The organism is Thioalkalivibrio halophilus (assembly GCF_001995255.1).
GTDB lineage: Bacteria > Pseudomonadota > Gammaproteobacteria > Ectothiorhodospirales > Ectothiorhodospiraceae > Thioalkalivibrio > Thioalkalivibrio halophilus.
This window is the reverse complement of sequence record NZ_MUZR01000050.1, coordinates 43,266-60,584: the sequence shown is the minus strand read 5'-3', so window position 1 is coordinate 60,584 and position 17,319 is coordinate 43,266. Positions and strand designations below refer to the sequence as shown.

Annotated in this window: 18 protein-coding genes; 11 read left to right on the top strand and 7 right to left on the bottom strand. The window is 69.2% G+C overall.

The features are described from left to right. Window positions 1-66: 66 nt before the first annotated feature. The 5 genes from B1A74_RS11170 (at window position 67) to B1A74_RS11150 (ending at window position 3,464) form a co-directional block, all read left to right on the top strand. Window positions 67-621, top strand: coding sequence for a Uma2 family endonuclease (locus B1A74_RS11170; protein ID WP_077244692.1), 555 nt, complete (start codon window positions 67-69; stop codon window positions 619-621). Between the two features lie 97 nt (window positions 622-718). Next, window positions 719-1,951 (top strand): TIGR02679 family protein, encoded by a 1,233-nt coding sequence (locus tag B1A74_RS11165; RefSeq protein WP_077244691.1) that lies wholly within the window; start codon window positions 719-721, stop codon window positions 1,949-1,951. 81 nt (window positions 1,952-2,032) lie between these two features. Then, window positions 2,033-2,272 carry an antitoxin gene (locus B1A74_RS11160; protein ID WP_077244690.1) on the top strand — a complete coding sequence of 80 codons (240 nt, stop codon included), beginning with the start codon at window positions 2,033-2,035 and terminating at the stop codon, window positions 2,270-2,272. A gap of 9 nt (window positions 2,273-2,281) precedes the next feature. Further along, window positions 2,282-2,689 (top strand): type II toxin-antitoxin system VapC family toxin, encoded by a 408-nt coding sequence (locus tag B1A74_RS11155; RefSeq protein ID WP_018946820.1) that lies wholly within the window; start codon window positions 2,282-2,284, stop codon window positions 2,687-2,689. 82 nt (window positions 2,690-2,771) lie between these two features. Then, entirely contained in the window at window positions 2,772-3,464 is a 693-nt protein-coding gene (locus B1A74_RS11150) for a histidinol-phosphatase (RefSeq protein ID WP_018946819.1), read from the top strand. A 10-nt stretch (window positions 3,465-3,474) separates the two neighbouring features. Here B1A74_RS11150 and B1A74_RS11145 read toward each other — a convergent pair whose 3' ends face one another. After that, window positions 3,475-3,927 (bottom strand): hypothetical protein, encoded by a 453-nt coding sequence (locus tag B1A74_RS11145; RefSeq protein WP_077244689.1) that lies wholly within the window; start codon window positions 3,925-3,927, stop codon window positions 3,475-3,477. A 75-nt stretch (window positions 3,928-4,002) separates the two neighbouring features. Here B1A74_RS11145 and thiD point away from each other — a divergent pair, with 75 nt between their 5' ends. The 5 genes from thiD (at window position 4,003) to B1A74_RS11120 (ending at window position 8,256) form a co-directional block, all read left to right on the top strand. Then, window positions 4,003-4,794 carry a bifunctional hydroxymethylpyrimidine kinase/phosphomethylpyrimidine kinase gene (gene thiD, locus B1A74_RS11140; RefSeq protein ID WP_077244688.1) on the top strand — a complete coding sequence of 264 codons (792 nt, stop codon included), beginning with the start codon at window positions 4,003-4,005 and terminating at the stop codon, window positions 4,792-4,794. Beyond that, on the top strand, window positions 4,787-5,455 hold the full coding sequence (gene thiE / locus B1A74_RS11135) for a thiamine phosphate synthase (RefSeq protein WP_077244687.1): 669 nt from the start codon (window positions 4,787-4,789) through the stop codon (window positions 5,453-5,455). The genes thiD and thiE overlap by 8 nt, the downstream gene beginning before the upstream one ends. A gap of 106 nt (window positions 5,456-5,561) precedes the next feature. After that, window positions 5,562-6,845: a glutamate-1-semialdehyde 2,1-aminomutase gene (gene hemL, locus B1A74_RS11130; RefSeq protein WP_077244686.1), complete on the top strand. Its 1,284-nt coding sequence runs from the start codon at window positions 5,562-5,564 to the stop codon at window positions 6,843-6,845. Between the two features lie 24 nt (window positions 6,846-6,869). Continuing rightward, on the top strand, window positions 6,870-7,409 hold the full coding sequence (locus tag B1A74_RS11125) for a hypothetical protein (protein WP_018946814.1): 540 nt from the start codon (window positions 6,870-6,872) through the stop codon (window positions 7,407-7,409). Window positions 7,410-7,431: 22 nt separating this feature from the next. Beyond that, the gene (locus B1A74_RS11120; RefSeq protein WP_077244685.1) at window positions 7,432-8,256 is read left to right on the top strand and encodes a sulfite exporter TauE/SafE family protein; all 825 of its coding nucleotides are present in this window, start codon (window positions 7,432-7,434) and stop codon (window positions 8,254-8,256) included. Between the two features lie 130 nt (window positions 8,257-8,386). On the opposite strand, the gene B1A74_RS11115 is transcribed toward B1A74_RS11120, so the two are convergent. The 6 genes from B1A74_RS11115 to pepN form a co-directional block, all read right to left on the bottom strand. Next, window positions 8,387-9,292 carry a CopD family protein gene (locus tag B1A74_RS11115; RefSeq protein ID WP_077244684.1) on the bottom strand — a complete coding sequence of 302 codons (906 nt, stop codon included), beginning with the start codon at window positions 9,290-9,292 and terminating at the stop codon, window positions 8,387-8,389. Window positions 9,293-9,295: 3 nt separating this feature from the next. Next, entirely contained in the window at window positions 9,296-9,664 is a 369-nt protein-coding gene (locus B1A74_RS11110) for a copper resistance CopC family protein (protein ID WP_026288960.1), read from the bottom strand. Window positions 9,665-9,771: 107 nt separating this feature from the next. Further along, on the bottom strand, window positions 9,772-11,196 hold the full coding sequence (locus tag B1A74_RS11105; RefSeq protein WP_077244683.1) for a multicopper oxidase family protein: 1,425 nt from the start codon (window positions 11,194-11,196) through the stop codon (window positions 9,772-9,774). Beyond that, window positions 11,196-12,704, bottom strand: coding sequence for a TolC family protein (locus B1A74_RS11100; protein WP_077244682.1), 1,509 nt, complete (start codon window positions 12,702-12,704; stop codon window positions 11,196-11,198). Before B1A74_RS11100 ends, B1A74_RS11105 begins: the two co-directional genes overlap by 1 nt. A 145-nt stretch (window positions 12,705-12,849) precedes the next feature. Beyond that, on the bottom strand, window positions 12,850-13,290 hold the full coding sequence (locus tag B1A74_RS11095; protein WP_024328682.1) for a hypothetical protein: 441 nt from the start codon (window positions 13,288-13,290) through the stop codon (window positions 12,850-12,852). A gap of 327 nt (window positions 13,291-13,617) precedes the next feature. Beyond that, window positions 13,618-16,257 (bottom strand): aminopeptidase N, encoded by a 2,640-nt coding sequence (gene pepN / locus B1A74_RS11090; RefSeq protein ID WP_077244681.1) that lies wholly within the window; start codon window positions 16,255-16,257, stop codon window positions 13,618-13,620. A gap of 158 nt (window positions 16,258-16,415) precedes the next feature. On the opposite strand from pepN, the gene B1A74_RS11085 reads away from it, so the two are divergent. Continuing rightward, window positions 16,416-17,237, top strand: a complete 822-nt coding sequence (locus B1A74_RS11085; RefSeq protein WP_077244680.1) for a TatD family hydrolase — start codon at window positions 16,416-16,418, stop codon at window positions 17,235-17,237. Window positions 17,238-17,319: the final 82 nt, after the last annotated feature.

The following is a 17,319-nucleotide window of genomic DNA, read 5'->3' as shown; positions in this document are numbered from 1 at the left end:
TTCAGTGGCGGACGGTTTACGGCCTACAATTCAGGGAAAGGCAGCCGTGCACAGAGGGTGGACGCCATGGAAGCAGCGCATTACCGGGAGCACTATACGGTGGACGACTACCGCCTCTGGGAAGGCGACTGGGAGCTGATCGACGGCGTGCCACTGGCCATGGTGCCGTCGCCGGGGATCACGCACCAACGGCTGGCCGGGAAGATCTTCACCCAGCTTTCCGGGGTGCTGGACGACTGCCCGCGCTGCGAGGCGCTGTTCGAGATCGACGTGGAGTTCTCCCGCGACACCGTGGTCCGCCCCGACGTATTGGTCCTCTGCCAGCCACCGGAGGGCGAACGGCTGACCCGTGCCCCGGAGTGGATCTTCGAGATCCTCTCCCCGCACACCGCGCGGCGGGACGAAGAGGCCAAGTTCCGGCTCTACTGCGACGAGGGCGTCAGCCACTACGTCCTGGTCTACCCCGACGCCCGCAAGGCCAAGGTCTACCGTCTGGTGGACGGCGCCTACCGCAAGGTCGGCGACTTCCGCGACGAGCGCCACCGTTTCGAGCTTCCCGACTGCGCCGTCGACTTCGACTTCGAGCGGCTGTGGGACGGCAACCACGCGCCGGCGGGTTGACGGGCTCCGGGTGCCGACCCGCAATCACCAGGATCTCGACGACCTCCCCGGCCCCGACTTATCGACTTCACCGCATGGTCACAGGAGCGAGTCCGGCTTGTCCGTCAACCATGAGCGCCTCCATCGCCTGCTCGGCGGCGCCGCGCTGGAACGGCTGCGCCGGCGCCTGCGCGAGCGGATCCTGCGTGGCGGTGGCGATACCATCACCCTGACCCGGGCGAGTGGAGCGGAACGCGAGGCCGTCGAGCGCCTGCTCGGCCGTCCGCCACGCGCCGGGAACAGTCTGCGCCTGTCGCTGGCAGAGATGGAGCGGATCCTGCAGCGGGCCGAACTGGCGCCGAGCCTGCGTGAGGCCCTGGAAGTCCTTGACGGCCCCCTGCGGGATCCCGCGCGGGAACGGACCGAGCTCCAGCAGCGCTGGGTTGAGGTGGTCGCGGCTCTGCATCCGCGCGCCGCGGCGGCGGACCTGGCACAGTGGCTGGAGTCGGTGGTCGATCGAGGTCTGGTCAAACGTCTTGCCAATCGCGACCCCGCGCGCGGGCGCGAGCTGCTGGAGCGCAGCCTGATGGTGCTGGAGGAACTGCCACAGCCCGGAAGCAATCGCAGCACCCTGGCCGCCCGTTGCCTCGGTGACGCCCACGCGCTGGACGCCGGGCAGCCGGTGGCCGCCCTGGTCCGTCACGCCCTGCACCGCTACTGGCGGGGCGGTGTCGGCGACGACGACCCCGACGAGCGGACGCTGTGGGCCCACGCCGGTATCCTGATCGGTGGGGACATCACCAGCACGGTGCTGGTCCACCGCCTGCCGGCCACCGGCGACACCGCCACCGCCCGTGCCCTGGAGGCCCACAGCGCCGCGGCCGAGCCCCTCTACCTGACCCTTCGCCAGTTGCTCCGCGAGCCGCCGCAGTGGGATGTCGACGGCCGGATCGTCCACGTCTGCGAGAACCCCGCCGTGGTCTCCGAGGCCGCCGAACGCCTGGGCACCGACTGTGCGCCGCTTGTCGCCACCTGGGGGCGCCCCCGCGCCGCGGTCTGGGTGCTGCTGGAGCAGCTCCGCGACGCCGGGGCGAAGCTGCTGTTTCGCGCCGATTTCGACTGGACGGGCATCGCCATCGCCAACGCGGTCATCCAGCGCCTCGGCGCCCGGCCATGGCGAATGGACACGGCGACCCTGGAGGCCCACGCCACCCTCTCCGACCGCCCGCTGAGGGCCCGGCCCGTGGCCGCCTGCTGGGACGACACCCTGCAGGAGGCGCTGCAACACCGCGGCTGCGCCCTGCACGAGGAACAGCTGCTGGAGGCGTTGCTGGAAGACCTGCGTCGCTGAACCGGCGCACGTTCAAACCGTTGATAGCTCGCCCCAATGAGGCATATGTTCAAGCATATGCCTGCTATCGGAGGATCCTCGATGGAAACCGAACGTCGCGTCCGGCTGTTTCGCAACGGGCGCAACCAGGCACTTCGCATCCCCCGGGAGCTGGAACTGGAAGGGGATGAAGCGATCCTGCGAAAGGAAGGTGACCAGCTCGTGCTCACGCCCTTGAAACGCAAGGGACTGCTGGCCGTTCTCGCGGAGCTCGAACCGCTGGACGAACCTTCTCCGGACGTGGGCAAGGGCCTGCCTCCGGCGGACAACGTGTCCCTGTAGAACACCGTCATGGCACGCTATCTGCTCGACACCAACGTGCTCTCGGCGCTCGTGCGGGATCCACACGGCGCGGTGATGCAAAGGATTGCCCGGGAGGGGGAACAGTCTGTCTGCACCAGCATCATCGTGGCCGCCGAGCTTCGTTTCGGTGCTCGCAAGGCCGGGTCGTTGCGACTCCAGCACCAGGTGGAAGCAGTGCTTTCCGCAATGGAAATCCTGGCGTTCGACCCGCCGGCGGACCATGAATATGCCGATCTGCGCCGGCACCTGGAGCGGACCGGAGCCGTCATCGGTCCGAATGACATGCCCATCGCAGCCCACGCCCGGGCAGCGCAGCTCATCCTGGTCACCGGCAACGAACGCGAATTCCGACGCGTCCCGGACCTGCAGGTGGAAAACTGGCTGAGATCCGAATAACGTTCCGCCGCAGCCCCCGTACCGTGGGCTTCACCGGATCGGGTAGACTGCGCGGCTTCACGCATACCCGCGACGATGCCGCATGACTCTGGCCCTGTTCGATCTCGACAATACCCTGCTCGCCGGCGACAGCGATCACGCCTGGAACGAGACCCTGATCGCCCGCGGGGCGGTGGACCGCGAGTCCTTTGCCGCGGGGAACGATCGGTTCTACGAGCAGTACCTGGCCGGCACGCTGGACATCTTCGAGTTCTGCCGCTTCGCCTTCGCCCCGCTCGCGGAGCAGCCCCGCGAGCGGCTGGAGGCGTGGCGCGAGGCCTTCATGCAGGAGGTCATCGAGCCAATGATCGCGCCGGCCGCCCACGCGCTGCTGCAGAGCCATCGCGAGGCCGGGGACGAACTGGTAATCATCACCGCGACCAACCAGTTCGTGACCGGCCCGATCGCCGAGCGCCTGGGCGTGCCCCATCTGCTGGCGACCATCGCCGAAGAACGCGACGGCGGATTTACCGGGGAAGTCGCCGGCACGCCCTGCTTTCAGCACGGCAAGGTGGATCGGCTGCACGCCTTCCTCGCGCAACACCACGACGATCCCGACGCGGTCATGGCGCGGGCGACCTTTTACAGCGATTCGCGCAACGACATCCCGCTACTGGAACGGGTGGGACAGCCGGTAGCCGTGGACCCGGACCCGACCCTGGACGCCCATGCCCGGGCGCAGGACTGGAGCCGCCTCACCCTGCGGGCCGGACCGGAACCGATCGCGCTGGACTGAGGGCTCCCCCTCAGTTGGGATTGAAGACGGTGTCCAGCGCGACCAGGCGCTGCCCCCCCGGGGTCAGGGCCTGGCCGGCCTCGTTCACCGCGGCACGCCAGCCGGCCACCAGTTCGGGCAGGGCCTCGACCACCTGGCGGCGCCGCAGCCGCCCGGTGCCGGACATCGGCCACATCGGCCGGTAGTCGCAGTTGTCGGCCGCATCGCAGACCATCAAGCCCCATTCACGCCGGGTCACGTCGTGCTCGTGTTCGCGCACCACGATGCGGTAGGCGCCTTCGGCGTTCATGTCCGCCATGCCCACTCCGGGCCCGACGTGTTCCACCTGCAGTTCGGCGGCGATCGCGTTCAGCTCCGCCTCCAGCGCCTGCAGGGCATTGTCCGCCGCGGCCGACAGCCCCGCCTCTCCGCGCGCCACCGCCAGCAGCGGCTGCGCCTTTTTCACGTCGAACTCCGTGCTCATGCTGCGTACACTCCCGAATGAATGGACAGCCCCGGGCCCGCGGGGCGCGCGAACCATAGCACGGGAGACCGCGAGATGACCCATCCCCCCATCGCCCTGACCATTGCCGGCTCCGACCCCGGGGGCGGCGCCGGTCTGCAGGCGGACCTGACGACCTTCACCCGGCTGGGGGTGCACGGGGCCACGGCGGTCACCGCCATCACCGTGCAGGACACCCGCAACGTGATCGACTTCAGCGTGCTGCCGGCCGCCCGGCTGCGCGCGCAGATCGAGGCCACGCTGGCGGACCTGGACGTCGGCGCGATCAAGATCGGCATGCTCGGCTCGGTGGAGAACGTCGAGACCGCCGCCGCGCTGCTGGGCGCGCACCCGCATATCCCGGCGGTGCTCGACCCGGTGATGGTCGCCGGCGGCGGGGGCGAGCTGGCGACCGAGGCGGTGATCGACGCGACCCGCGAGATCCTGCTCCCGCGCGCCACGCTGATCACCCCCAACGGTCCGGAGGCGCGCGCCCTGGCCGGGCACGACACCCCGGAGCGCCAGGGCCCGGCCCTGCGCGAACGCGGCGCGCGCAACGTGCTGATCACCGGTGGCCACGAGGGCGGCGAGGACGAGCCGATCCGCAACCGCCTGTTCCGCGAGGACGGCCACCAGCGGATGTTCGAACTGCCGCGTCACCCGGCCGGTTTCCACGGTTCGGGCTGCACCCTGGCCGCGGCCATCGCTGCCTTCCTCGCCCGCGGGCGCGACCTGGAACCGGCGGTGATCGAGGCGCAGAACTTCATGAACCACGCGGTGCAGACCGGCTATGCCCCCGGACAGGGCCAGCACGTGCCCAACCGCCTGTGCCCGGCCAGCCATGACTGAACCCGTGACCGAGCCCGTCATCGAGCGCGCGCCTCTGCGCGGGCTGTATTTCGTGACGCCGGCCCCGCCGCCGGGGGCGGATCCGCTGCAGACCCACACGAGCATGGCCGCAGCCGCCCTGGCCGGCGGGGCCTGCTGCGTACAGCTGCGCGACAAGCACCTGGAAGGGGAAGCACAGGAGACCGTGGCGCGGGCACTGGCCGGCCAGTGCCGGGAGTCCGGGGCCCTGTTCATCGTCAACGACGACGTGGAGCTGGCCGCGCGCATCGGCGCCGACGGGGTGCACCTGGGGCGCGACGACCCCGACCCGGCCGGGGCCCGCACGCGGCTGGGCGATGCGGCGGTGATCGGCGTGTCCTGCTACAACGAGCTGGCCCGCGCGCGGGCGGCGCAGGCGGCCGGGGCCGATTACGTCGCCTTCGGCTCGATGTTTCCGTCACCGACCAAGCCGGAAGCGGTGCGGGCTACGCCGGAATTGATCCGCCAGGCCCGACGCGAACTCGCCGTGGCGATCTGCGCGATCGGCGGCATTAACGCGGACAACGCCGCGCAGGTGGTGGCCGCCGGCGCCGACATGGTCGCGGTGATCCAGGGCATCAGCGCCGCGCCCGATCCCGAGGCCGCCGCCCGCCGCATCGCCGCACTGTTCCGCACGACCTAGCACCTCTTTGCACCGCCGCCGCCCCCTCGCTAAGGTTGCGGGGTTGCACGGTCGGGGCCGCGCCCCCGGCCCCGCTCCCAACTCCCATTCCAGACAGGACACCGCCATGCAGGAAACGCTTCGCCTCTTTGAAGCCGCCAAAAACCGGATCCCCGGCGGCGTGAACTCCCCCGTGCGCGCCTTCAAGGGCGTCGGCGGGACCCCCATCTTCATGGACCGCGCCAACGGCGCCTACATGTGGGATGCCGACGGCAAGCGCTACATCGACTACATCGGCTCCTGGGGTCCGATGGTCGCCGGGCACGCCCACCCCGAGGTGATCGAGGCCGTGCGCGAGGCCTGCAACAACGGCCTGTCCTTCGGCTGCCCGACGCGGCTGGAAAGCGAGATGGCCGAGAAGATGTGCGAGCTGGTCCCGTCCATGGACATGGTGCGCATGACCAACTCGGGCTCCGAGGCCACCATGAGCGCGATCCGCCTGGCGCGCGGCTACACCGGCCGCGACCGCATCGTGAAGTTCGAGGGCAACTACCACGGCCACGGCGATTCCCTGCTGGTGAAGGCCGGCTCCGGCGCCCTGACCCTGGGCCAGCCGAGCTCGCCCGGCGTGCCGGCCGAACTGGCGGCGCTGACCAGCACGCTCAGCTACAACGACCCCGAGGGCGTGCGCGAGTTCTTCCGCGAGAAGGGCGAGGAGATTGCCTGCATCATCGTCGAGCCGATCGCCGGGAACATGAACTGCATCCCGCCGGTGCCGGGCTTCCTCGAGACCCTGCGCGAGGTGTGCGACGAATACGGCACGGTGCTGATCTTCGACGAGGTAATGACCGGCTTCCGCGTGTCCGCGAACTGCGCCCAGGGCTATCTGGGCGTCACCCCGGACCTGACCACGCTGGGCAAGATCATCGGCGGCGGCATGCCGGTGGGCGCCTTCGGCGGCCGCCGCGAGATCATGGAGCAGCTGTCCCCGCTGGGGCCGATCTATCAGGCCGGCACCCTGTCCGGGAACCCGATCGCGATGACCGCCGGGATCCGCACCCTGGACATCCTCAGCCGCCCGGGTTTCCACGAGGACCTGGAAGAGCGCACGCGCAAGGTCGTCGCGGGCTTCGAGGAGGCCGCGCGCGAGGCCGGCGTGGCCCTGACCACCAATCAGGTCCCGGGCATGTTCGGGCTGTTCTTCAGCGAGGAGAAGGTCACCGATTTCGCCGGCACCACCGCCAGCGACACCGCGGCCTTCGGGCGCTTCTTCCACGCCATGCTGGAAGAAGGGGTCTACCTCGCACCCTCGGCCTTCGAGGCCGGCTTCATGTCCAGCGCCCACTCCGACGCGGACATCGAGGCCACCATCGAGGCCGCGCGCAAGTGCTTCAAGGCGCTGGACGCCTGATCCCCCTCGACCGGATCGGTACCGATGCGCGGACCTGTCGCCCTGAGCGCGGCCGGGCTGGCCCTTCTGGCGCTGGCCTGGGTCGCGCTGAGCGGGGCCTTTCAGGGCCTGGCCGAAGACTTCGAGGGTCCGGGCAGCACCGAGGTGGAGATCCCGCGCGCCGGTGACTATCGCCTGTGGCTGTATACCCGGACCTACCTCGACGGGACCTTCCGCGAGTTCCCCGAGCACCTTCCGGACGGAACCCGGGTCGTCGCCCGGACGCCCGACGGGGACGAAGCCGCCCGGCTGCAGCCTTCGCGGGCCACCCTGACGTACACCTCAGGGCAGACCGAACGGGTCTCCCTGGGACAATTCCACTTCCCGGAACCGGGGACGTACACGATCCTCGCCGAAGGGATGGAAGACGCGCGGGCCTTCACCCTCCGCGAGGCGCGCTTCCTCGAACATGCCCGACGCGCCGCCCTGTTCGGGATCCCCGGCGTGGTGATGTTCCTCGCCGGTGTCGTCCGGGGCATCGTGGTTGCCACCTCCGGACGCCGCGACGAGGAACCCGGTTCGTGACGCCCGCTGACGGCGCGCGGGCATGCCCCTGATCGAACCACTCGCGGCCACGCCCTCCGGGCTGGCCGTGCTGTTCGTTCTCCTCGGCCTGATCACCGGCATCCCCGCCGGGATGTTCGGGATCGGTGGCGGACTGGTACTGGTGCCAGTGTTCGTCGCGGTCTTCACCGTTTTGGGCTTTCCCGAGACGGGGCTGGTGCAGCTGGCCGTGGGATCGTCACTGGGCGCCATCATCCCCACCGCGGTGCTGTCGGCGCGGGCCCACCACCGCCGTGGCGGGGTGGACGGCGAGGCCGTGCGCCGGCTGCTGCCGGGGATCATCGGCGGGGCCCTGCTGGGTGCCGGCCTGGCCACCCAGCTCGACAGCGACCACCTCGGGCGGATCTTCGGCGCCTTCGAGGTCGCGATCGGCATCTGGATGCTGCTCAACCTCCAGCCTCCACGCGCCCCGGTCCCGCGCCGCGGCGTGTGGCTGGGCGGGGGCGGCATCATTGGTGCGGTGTCCGCGCTGATCGGGATCGGCGGCGGCACCCTGACCACCCCCTTCCTGGTCAGCCAGGGGCTGGAACTGCGCCGCGCCATCGGTTCGGCCGCGGCCCTCGGAGTGCCCATCTCCATCGGCGCAACCCTGGTGTTTGCCCTGCCGCAATGGACCGCGACCACCCCGGCCACCCCGGAATGGAGCCTGGGGTATCTCTACCTGCCGGCCATCACCGGGGTGGTCGCGGGTACCGCCATCAGCGTACGCGCCGGGGTCTGGCTGGCGCACCATCTGCCGGTCGCGGTGCTGCGCCGCGGCTTCGCCGGGGTCCTGATCCTCGCCGGCCTGCTGATGCTCCTGCGCTGACTCCGCCCCGAGGTGCAGGATACCCCCCTTGTGGGAGCGCAGCCCTCTGCGCGATGCGGCGCGGCAGCGCCGCCTCCCGCCCTGTGGATCCCCCGGACCGCGGGAAGCCTCCCCTCTGGCCGACCGGAGCTCAGCCGTTCGGCGAGGTGATGCCGGTGAGGATCGCGGTCACCCCCAGCACGGCGGCGACCAGCACGCCTTCAACCGCGATGCTGCGCCGCAGGCGCCGGGGTGCCGTGGTGTCACCCCGTGAGAATGCCGGCACCAGGCGCCACTTGTTCAGCGCGGCCAGCAGCAGGAGCAGCGCCACCAGCAACACCTTGGCGAGCAGGAACTGTCCCCAGGCGGTAGTGAACAGGGGTGTCACGCCGCCCGCCAGCAGCACCGCCAGGACCGCGCCCGCAAGCACCAGCAGGCCCACCGCAAACAATGCGATACGCCCGAAACGGTCGAGGATGCGGGCGGCCGCCGGATCCGCGGCGGGTTGTCCCGCCAGGCGATAAAGCGGCCACAGGGATCCGATCCAGAACGCGGCCGCCAGCAGGTGCAGGATCAGCAGGCCGCCCAGCAGCACGCGCGGTTCGCCGGCCGTATGCCCGACCTGCACGAAGGCAAGCATCGCCAGCAGGACGCCACCCAGGCTCAGGCCGTAACCCACCCCCGGCAGCCGCCGGGCATCCAGCAGGATCGCCTGCACCAGCAGCAGGCCGGCCCCCGCCAGCACCAGCCGGGTCCCCTGCGCCCCTTCGAACACCATGCCCAGCAGCGCCGGATCGAACGCGGCGGACACATTCCCGCCGCCGAGATACCCCGCCTGCAGCGGCCACTGGATCAGGGCCAGCACGATCGCCACCCATGCCGCAACCGCGCCCGTGCGGCTGACCGCCCGCCGCTCCGGATCAGGCAGACCCGGAAACGCCAGGCGAAACAGCACCGCCCCGGCCGCCAGGAGGGCGCCGGCATGGAATCCGGCCGTCACCAGCATCAGGGCGACGGTCCAGGCATCCACACCGGCCAGTGCAGACAGCCAGGCCACCGCTCAGTCTTCCACGGTAAAGCGGAAGGTGTCGGACATCATGTGTCCGTCACGGGCCAGACCGCGCCAGCGGACTTCATAGCTGCCGGGCTCCATCGAGCCGGCCGGCCGCACGCGGTATTCCTCGGTCGACTCATTGCCCGGCTGGTTCTCAAGGGAGACCCGACCCTGCGGGCCGGTCACGTCGAACTGGGTGATGCGCATCGCGCCATCGAAGTGGATCCCGATCTCCTCGGGGGTGCCCTGGACCGTGGAGCCATCATTGGGCACCTGCCCCATCTCGCCCTCGTGGGCCAGCAACGGGGTGGCAACGGCCAGAAGCAGGGCCGCAAGGCCGGACAGCAGGGTGTTGCGCGTGATCATCGTCATGATTTCATCCTTTTCGTTGTTCGGGTGCAGTCTTGTCGTGTCAGAGTCCGCCGGCCACAGGCCACCGGGAACCGCCGGCTCGCAGTCCCGGCGCCCATGCCGGCGGTCACTCAGTGGTCATGGCCATCGTGGCCATTGTGTCCTCCATTCCCCCCGTGGCCGCCGTGCCCGCCATGGGCATCACGATCGGGGGTCGGGAGCTTCTCGGAGTCGGCATCCGCCAGCTTGCCGCGACGTACCGGGCTGCCGAATTCGGGGTCGTCGCTCACCTTGTGGGCCACCTCCCCGTCCGGGTGCCAGTACCAGCCCGGGTCGCGGAAATCCCCGGGTTCGAGGTCGTCGCGGACCTTGATCAGGGTGAACATGCCGCCCATGCCGATGTTGCCGAACGGCCCGTGGCCCATGCCCATCGCCAGAGTGTTTTCCGGGCCCGGCATGTGGCCGCCGTCGGTGTGGTCCTGGTGATCCGCCATGCCGTGCTCGCCCATGGCCATGTAGCCCGGCAGGATGCTGCGGATCTCTTCTTCTATGCCGGACTGATCCACCCCCAGGGGATTGGCGATGCCATGCCCCATCGGGTTCATGGTGTGGTGGGTCATGTGGCAGTGGAACGCCCAGTCGCCCGGCGGTGCGATGAACTCGATATCGCGGGTCTGGCCGACCGCGACGATCTCGGTGGTCTCCTTGCGCCACTGCTCGCGCGGCCAGCGCCCGCCGTCGGAACCGGTGACCTCGAACGACACCCCGTGCACATGCATCGGGTGGTTCCACATCGACAGGTTGCCCATGCGGATGCGCACGCGCTCGCCGGTCTTCGCCACCAGCGAGTCGATGGCCGGGAACACCTTCGAGTTCATCGACCACAGGTCGAAATCGACCATGATGGACGGGTCCGGCGTGCGCGTGCCCGGGTGCAGGCCCCAGTTGTGCAGCAGGATCGCGTAGTCGCGGTCCACCGGCTCGATCTCGCCGTCCTTCGGGTGGATGATGAACATCCCCATCATCCCCATCGCCATCTGCACCATCTCGTCGGCATGCGGGTGATACATGTGCGTGCCGTGCTGGTTCAGCTCGAACTCGTAGACGAAGGTCTCGCCCGGATGGATCGGCGGCTGGGTCACGCCCTTCACCCCGTCCATGCCCGAGGGCAGGTGGATGCCGTGCCAGTGCACCGAAGTGTATTCCGGCAGGCGATTGGTCACGTAGATGCGGACCCGGTCGCCCTCCACCGCCTCGATGGTCGGCCCCGGGGTAGTGCCGTTGTAGCCCCAGCACTTCGCCACCGAGCCGGGCGCGAACTCGTGCTCGATCTCCTCGGCGACCAGGTGGAACTCCTTCACCCCGTTGTTCATTTCATACGGCAGGGTCCAGCCGTTCGGCGTGTGCACCGGCATGTAGCCCTGTTCGGTGCGCTCGCCGGGCGTGGCGTCGCCCTCGTTGTGGTGCTCGTGACCCGTTTCGGCCATCACCCGGGTCAGGGTGGTTGCCGGCAGCATTGCCGCGCCGGCGGCCAGCAGGAAATTACGCCGTTTCATCAGTGATGCCCTCCGTGACCGTTGTCGCCGTGGTCACCGTGATCGCCATGGTCGTGATCCTCGTGATCCTCGTGGTCCCCGTGATCTCCGTGATCTCCGTGATCTCCGTGATCTCCGTGATCTCCGTGGTCCCCGTGGCCGTGATCCATCGCGGACGGATCATGTTCGAGACCGTCGGTCTCAAGGTACCCCTCGTCACCCGGCATCCCGCCCGGCAGTTCGCCGGCCACGCTAAAGGTCAGATCCACCCGGGCCCGCCAGTAATCACCCAGCGCGGCCACCGCGCGCTGCCAGTCGGCGAGCTCTTCCTGCTTGGTCTCGAGCAGGTCGAAGACATCGTCGAACATGAAGTTCACGCGTTCCTGCATGCGCTCCACCTCGATCTCGCGAGCCGGAACCAGTTCGTAGCGCTTGGTGCTGAACTTGTCACGGTTGTGATTCAGCCGCACGAAATGCTGGTGGACGTCAGCGGTCACGGCCTGCTCCAGTTCGGCCTTCCGGGCCTCGCCGTCCTCCAGCCGCGCCTCGGCACGGGCGATGCCGGCCTGGTTCTGATTGAAGATCGGCAGGGTGAAGGAGATGCCTCCGCCCCACAGGCGGGTGCCATCGGTCTCGCGCTCGAACTCGATACCGGGCTCGATGTCGCCCAGCCAGCGATAGCGCCGCACCAGGGCCACGCCCTCGGTGAGCCCCTCCAGGGCGTGATCCAGGGCCCGCAGATCCAGACGCTGCTCCAGGGCCTGCTCGACCAGGGCCTCGCGATCCTCCACGCCGGCCAGCGGCAGTGGCAGCTTGCCGGGGACCTCCCAGTCATCGACGTGACCGGGCAGCCCCATCAGGTGCGCCAGACGCAGACGGGTCTCGCGCTCGCGCTGCCGTGCATCCTCGAGCTTCAGGCGAGCTTCGGCGGCCCGGATATTCAGCTGAGCCCGCTTCAGGTCAGTCTTGTTGCCGGCGTCATAAAAGCGTTCGCCCAGCAGCGAACCGAGATCCGCGGCACGGGCCTCCAATGCCTGCACCTGCGCCCGCTGACGCGCGGCCACCGCGTCATACCAGGCACGTTCGGTGTCCGAGGCCAGGGCCACCATGCCCTCGGCCAGCTGCAGACGGGTGGACTCCCAGTGGGCCTCGGCGATGTCCTGACGCGCACTGCGCATCAGCAGGCCGGAGATCCCCCAGGCCAGACCGACCCCGGTCTCGTTGCCGCCACCGCCCTCGGGGCGCATCACCGACAGCGACAGGGTGGGATTGGAGAACTGGGCGGCCTCGACCACGTCGGCGGCCGTCAGATCCAGTTCGGCGTAGGCCTGCTGCATGCGCGGGTTGCGCCACAGGGCCTGATGAATGGCCTCCTCGAGCGTCAGCTCGCCGGAGGGTCGGGGCATCTCCGACTCGGGCAGGTCGATCCCCTGCACCGAGACATCCTCCGCCAGATCGGAGCGATCCAGCTCGGGCGCGGTGACCGCGCAGCCGGCGAGGAACAGCACCGACACGACGGGGAGCAGCAATCGGGTTGCTCGCATCGTGAAAATCTCCTTGATCGGACTTCGATTCCGCATCCCGCGCGAACGCGCGACACGGCCTTGCCATCCGCCAGCACCGGGTGGAACCCGGACGTGCGGACAGCTCCGGCACTCGGGCCGGTAAGTCAGATCAGGAGAGGATCGGGGGGCGGTACAACGCGGCCGCGGGCGGACCGCTCTGGAAGGAATACAGGCTCATGGCCTGCTTCACCGGGTCCGGGACATCGGTGCCGGACGAAGTCGGCATACCCTGGCAGTGACCGCAGGCCGAGCAACTGGCCAGACAGCTGGCGTCCACGCAGTCGGCGTGCCCGAGCGGGTCGCCGGCATGGGAAGCATCGGATGTCGCGGGGGCATGGTGATCGTCATGCGACTCATCGGCATGGCCGGTGTGCTGACCATGCCCATGATGGTAGTGCCGGTCGGCACCATGGGCATGGTCCTGCCCGTGACGAGCGTGCGGATCATCGGCGGACGGGGTTCCGTGCATCGCCGCATGACCGACGTGACCATCTTCCATGCCCACTGCCGCAGCCACCGCCGGCAGGCCGGCAATCGCCGCCACCAGCATCCAGCACAGCAGTTGTTGGAAGACCCGTTTCACGTCAGTCGAAACCTCGTCTCGAGGGGCGGTGCCACCCGGTAACCACGCAAGAAACTACCACAACCCGCGGCTCCCTGTGGACGCAACCCCGGCATTCTACAATCCGGCGCCGGGGGCACCCGCGGAGATCGCCACGGCGCTGCGCGCCTCGCGATGACGGGAACCCCTCCAGCCCCGTCGTTGCGAGGAGCCGAAGGCGACGCGGCAACCTCCGGACCGGGACCCGGCGCGGGCGGGTCGCGCAGGGGGCTGCGCTCCTACAAGCGCCCGTGGGAGGCCAGCCCTCTGGCCGATTCAGGCGTCGGCCAGCGCGCGCTCGATCACGTCACGCAGGTCGCGCGAGATTTCGAGGGCGGCAAGGCGCTCGAGTTCCGCGCGCATCTGCTCGCCGCGCGCCGGATCCACCTTGCGCCAGCGGGTCAGCGGCTGCACCAGACGCGCGGCGGTCTGCGGGTTCATCCTGTCCAGCTTCTCCACGAAGCCGGCAATGCGATGGTAGCCCTCGCCGTCGGCCTGGTGGAAATGGCGTTCGTTGCGGGCCATGAACGGGCCCAGCACCGCGCGCACGCGGTTGGGGTTGGACCAGCGGAACCCGGGATGCTGCAGCAGGTACTCCAGGCGGTCGAAACCGCCCGACACCTGGCTGGCCGCCTGCAGGCCGAAGTACTTGTCCAGCACCAGCGGGTCGTCGTGGTAGCGCCGCTCGAAGTCGGCCAGCAGCAGGGCCCGGGCCTCGTGGTTCAGGTCGTTGATGGCATTCAACGCCCCCATGCGCATGGTCTGGCTGCGGGCCTTGCGGTACTGCTCCAGCACCTCGGGCACCGCGGATTCGTCACCGGCCGCCACCCGCAATGCCAGCAGGCGGTTGCGCAGGCGCCTCTGCCCCATGGCATCGGCGGTGAACGCGCCGTTGTCGATATCGTCCAGCTTCGGCTGGCGCTCGCGCAGCCGGTCCGCCAGCGGGGCGTACAGCCGCGCCTCCAGGGCATCACGCTCGGCCCGCAGGCGCACCGGGTCCACGCAGTCGAACAGCTCCGCCAGCTCGCGCGGCGGCGGCAGCTGGAGGATCGTGGCCAGCAGCACGGGCTCGATCGCCGGATCCTCCAGCAGGGCCGCCAGGGCGTGCTGGATTTCCGCCTCCAGCACCGAGTCGGCGGCGTCGTCCTCGATGCGCGCCCGGATCGCGCGCCGCATCAGGGTCTGCGCCGCTTCCCAGCGACTGAAGGCATCGTCGTCATGGGCCAGCAGGTGGGCCAGGGTCGTCGCGCTCTGGTTGGCCTCCAGGATCACCGGCGCGGAGAAACCGCGCAGCCAGGACACGGCCCGCGGGGTCGCCGAGAGTTCGTCGAAATGGAAACTGCGCTCGGAGCGGTCGAGCTCCAGCACCCATTCATCCTGCTCCGGGCCGCCCTCCAGGCGCCCGCGGATGCGCCGCCCGTCGTCATCCAGCATCGCCACCCGTACCGGGATGACCACCGGCTCCTTGTGTTCCTGGCCCGGCGTCGGCGGGGTGTACTGCCCCAGGCTGATGCGGAACTCGCCGGTGGAGCCATCCTGCGCGGTGGCGGCGGTCACGTGCGGGGTGCCGGCCTGGGTGTACCAGCGCTTGAATGCCGTCAGGTCGCGCCCGCTGACCTCGGCCATCACGGCCACGAAGTCGTCGGTGGTCACCGCCTGGCCATCGAAGCGCTCGAAGTAGACATCCAGCCCGCGGCGGAAGGTCTCGCGCCCGATCAGGGTGCGCAGCATGCGGATCAGCTCCGCGCCCTTCTCGTACACCGTCAGGGTGTAGAAATTGTTGATCTCGGCGTAATGATCCGGGCGCACCGGGTGCGCCAGCGGACCGGCGTCCTCGGGGAACTGATGGGCGCGCAGCAGCGAGACATCGTCGATGCGCTTGACCCCGTACAGCGTGCAGTCGGTGGTGAACTCCTGGTCGCGGAAGACCGTGAGCCCCTCCTTCAGCGACAGCTGGAACCAGTCGCGGCAGGTCACGCGGTTGCCCGACCAGTTGTGGAAGTACTCGTGGGCGATCACCGACTCGATGGCGACGAAGTCGTCGTCGGTGGCGGTGTCGGGGCTGGCCAGCACGTACTTGGCGTTGAACAGGTTCAACCCCTTGTTCTCCATTGCCCCCATGTTGAAGTCGTCCACCGCGACGATCATGTACACGTCGAGATCGTATTCGCGGCCGAAGGCCTCCTCGTCATAGCGCATCGCGCGCTTCAGCGAGGCCAGCGCGTGGTCGCAACGATCGGCGTTGTGCGCCTCCACGTACAGTTCAAGCTGAACCTCGCGCCCGGACATCGTGGTGAAGGTGTCGCGCTGGCAGGCCAGATCCCCCGCGACCAGTGCAAACAGGTACGACGGCTTCAGGAACGGATCCTCCCACACCGCATAGTGGCGCCCGCCGTCCAGCTCGCCGGCCTCCACGCGGTTGCCGTTGGCCAGCAACACCGGGTACTGCGCCCGGTCCGCCTCCAGGCGCACGCGGTAGGTGGTCAGCACATCCGGGCGGTCGGGGAAGAATGTGATGCGGCGAAAGCCCTCCGGCTCGCACTGGGTGCAGAGGTTGCCGCTGGAGGCGTACAGGCCTTCCAGCGCGGTGTTCTGCTCCGGGTGGCAGCGGCTGACGATCTCCAGCCGCGCCGCTTCCGGCAGGCCGTGCAACAGCAGGCCGTCGGCGTCTTCTTCCAGCATGCCCTCGCCCGGCTCCGCGCCATCCACCGTCAGCGACACCAGCTCCACGCCGTCACCGTACAACCGCAGCGGTGCTCCCGGCTCCGCCGCCTGCGGGTTGCGGCGCACCGCCATGCGCGTCGTCACCTCGGTGGTCGCCGCGGCCAGATCGAAATCCAGTTCCAGGTCCTCCACCTCGAACGCCGGCGACTGGTACTCGCTCAGATAGACCGGCTGGGGGTTCGCATCACGCATTCCAGACTCCAGATCAAAAACATTGCCAGTGGTTTAACACGCCGCCGCTGCATCCACTCCAAACCCGGACGCCAGCGCCGTCATTGTAACGACCGGGTTTCCGCGATGACGGAGCCGGGGAACTGGCACTGTGCGTCCAATCCGTTAGCATACCGCGCATGGAATGGATCGATATCTGCTTCAACCTTACCCACGAATCCTTCAACAAGGAACGCGACGAGGTTCTCGAGCGCGCGCGCGAGGCCGGCGTGTCCTGGATGCTGATCACCGGCGCCGACGCCCACCAGAGCGAGAAGTGCCTGAAGATCGCCGACCAGTACCCGGACTGCTGCCGCGCCACCCTGGGCGTGCATCCGCACCTGGCAAAGCAGTGGACCGACGCGATCGCCGCGCGGTTCAGTGACCTCGCCCGCGCGGACGACAACGTCGTCGCCATGGGCGAGATGGGGCTGGACTACAACCGCGACCACTCGCCGCGCCCGCAGCAGCGCATCGCCTTCGAGGCCCAGCTGGAGCTGGCCGCCGATCTCGGCCTGCCGGTGTTCCTGCACGAACGCGACGCCCACCACGACTTCGCGCAGATCCTGCGCCGCTGGCGCGACAAGGTACCGGCCGCCGTGGTGCACTGCTTTACCGGCGAGGCCGACGCCCTGGCCGAATACCTCGACCTCGACTGCCACATCGGCATCACCGGCTGGGTCTGCGACGAGCGCCGCGGCAAACACCTGCACCCCCTGGTGCCGACCATCCCGCGCGGTCGCCTGATGATCGAGACCGACGCCCCCTACCTGCTGCCGCGCACCCTGCCCAAGGGCACCGGCAAGAAGATCGGCAACGGCCGGCGCAACGAGCCCGCCTTCCTCCCCCACATCGGCGAATACGTGGCCCAACTGCGCGACGAACCCCCGGAAGACCTCGCCGCCCACACCACCGCCACCGCCCGCGCGTTCTACAACCTGCCGCTGGCATCAGGCGAGTAACACGGTGAGAGCGTCCACCCGGCCAGCTGGTTACAGGAAACACAGCCAGGAACAAGCTATAAAACAGCAACCCCTCAGGGAA

Excerpts from the sequence above, each read along its gene's own strand:
- B1A74_RS11170 (WP_077244692.1), top strand. The coding sequence starts at position 67 with ATGGAAGCAGCGCATTACCGGGAGCACTATACGGTGGACGACTACCGC.
- B1A74_RS11160 (WP_077244690.1), top strand. The coding sequence starts at position 2,033 with ATGGAAACCGAACGTCGCGTCCGGCTGTTTCGCAACGGGCGCAACCAG.
- B1A74_RS11155 (WP_018946820.1), top strand. The coding sequence starts at position 2,282 with ATGGCACGCTATCTGCTCGACACCAACGTGCTCTCGGCGCTCGTGCGG.
- B1A74_RS11150 (WP_018946819.1), top strand. The coding sequence starts at position 2,772 with ATGACTCTGGCCCTGTTCGATCTCGACAATACCCTGCTCGCCGGCGAC.
- B1A74_RS11145 (WP_077244689.1), bottom strand. The coding sequence starts at position 3,927 with ATGAGCACGGAGTTCGACGTGAAAAAGGCGCAGCCGCTGCTGGCGGTG.
- thiD (WP_077244688.1), top strand. The coding sequence starts at position 4,003 with ATGACCCATCCCCCCATCGCCCTGACCATTGCCGGCTCCGACCCCGGG.
- thiE (WP_077244687.1), top strand. The coding sequence starts at position 4,787 with ATGACTGAACCCGTGACCGAGCCCGTCATCGAGCGCGCGCCTCTGCGC.
- hemL (WP_077244686.1), top strand. The coding sequence starts at position 5,562 with ATGCAGGAAACGCTTCGCCTCTTTGAAGCCGCCAAAAACCGGATCCCC.
- B1A74_RS11125 (WP_018946814.1), top strand. The coding sequence starts at position 6,870 with ATGCGCGGACCTGTCGCCCTGAGCGCGGCCGGGCTGGCCCTTCTGGCG.
- B1A74_RS11120 (WP_077244685.1), top strand. The coding sequence starts at position 7,432 with ATGCCCCTGATCGAACCACTCGCGGCCACGCCCTCCGGGCTGGCCGTG.
- B1A74_RS11105 (WP_077244683.1), bottom strand. The coding sequence starts at position 11,196 with ATGAAACGGCGTAATTTCCTGCTGGCCGCCGGCGCGGCAATGCTGCCG.
- B1A74_RS11095 (WP_024328682.1), bottom strand. The coding sequence starts at position 13,290 with ATGCTGGTGGCGGCGATTGCCGGCCTGCCGGCGGTGGCTGCGGCAGTG.
- pepN (WP_077244681.1), bottom strand. The coding sequence starts at position 16,257 with ATGCGTGATGCGAACCCCCAGCCGGTCTATCTGAGCGAGTACCAGTCG.
- B1A74_RS11085 (WP_077244680.1), top strand. The coding sequence starts at position 16,416 with ATGGAATGGATCGATATCTGCTTCAACCTTACCCACGAATCCTTCAAC.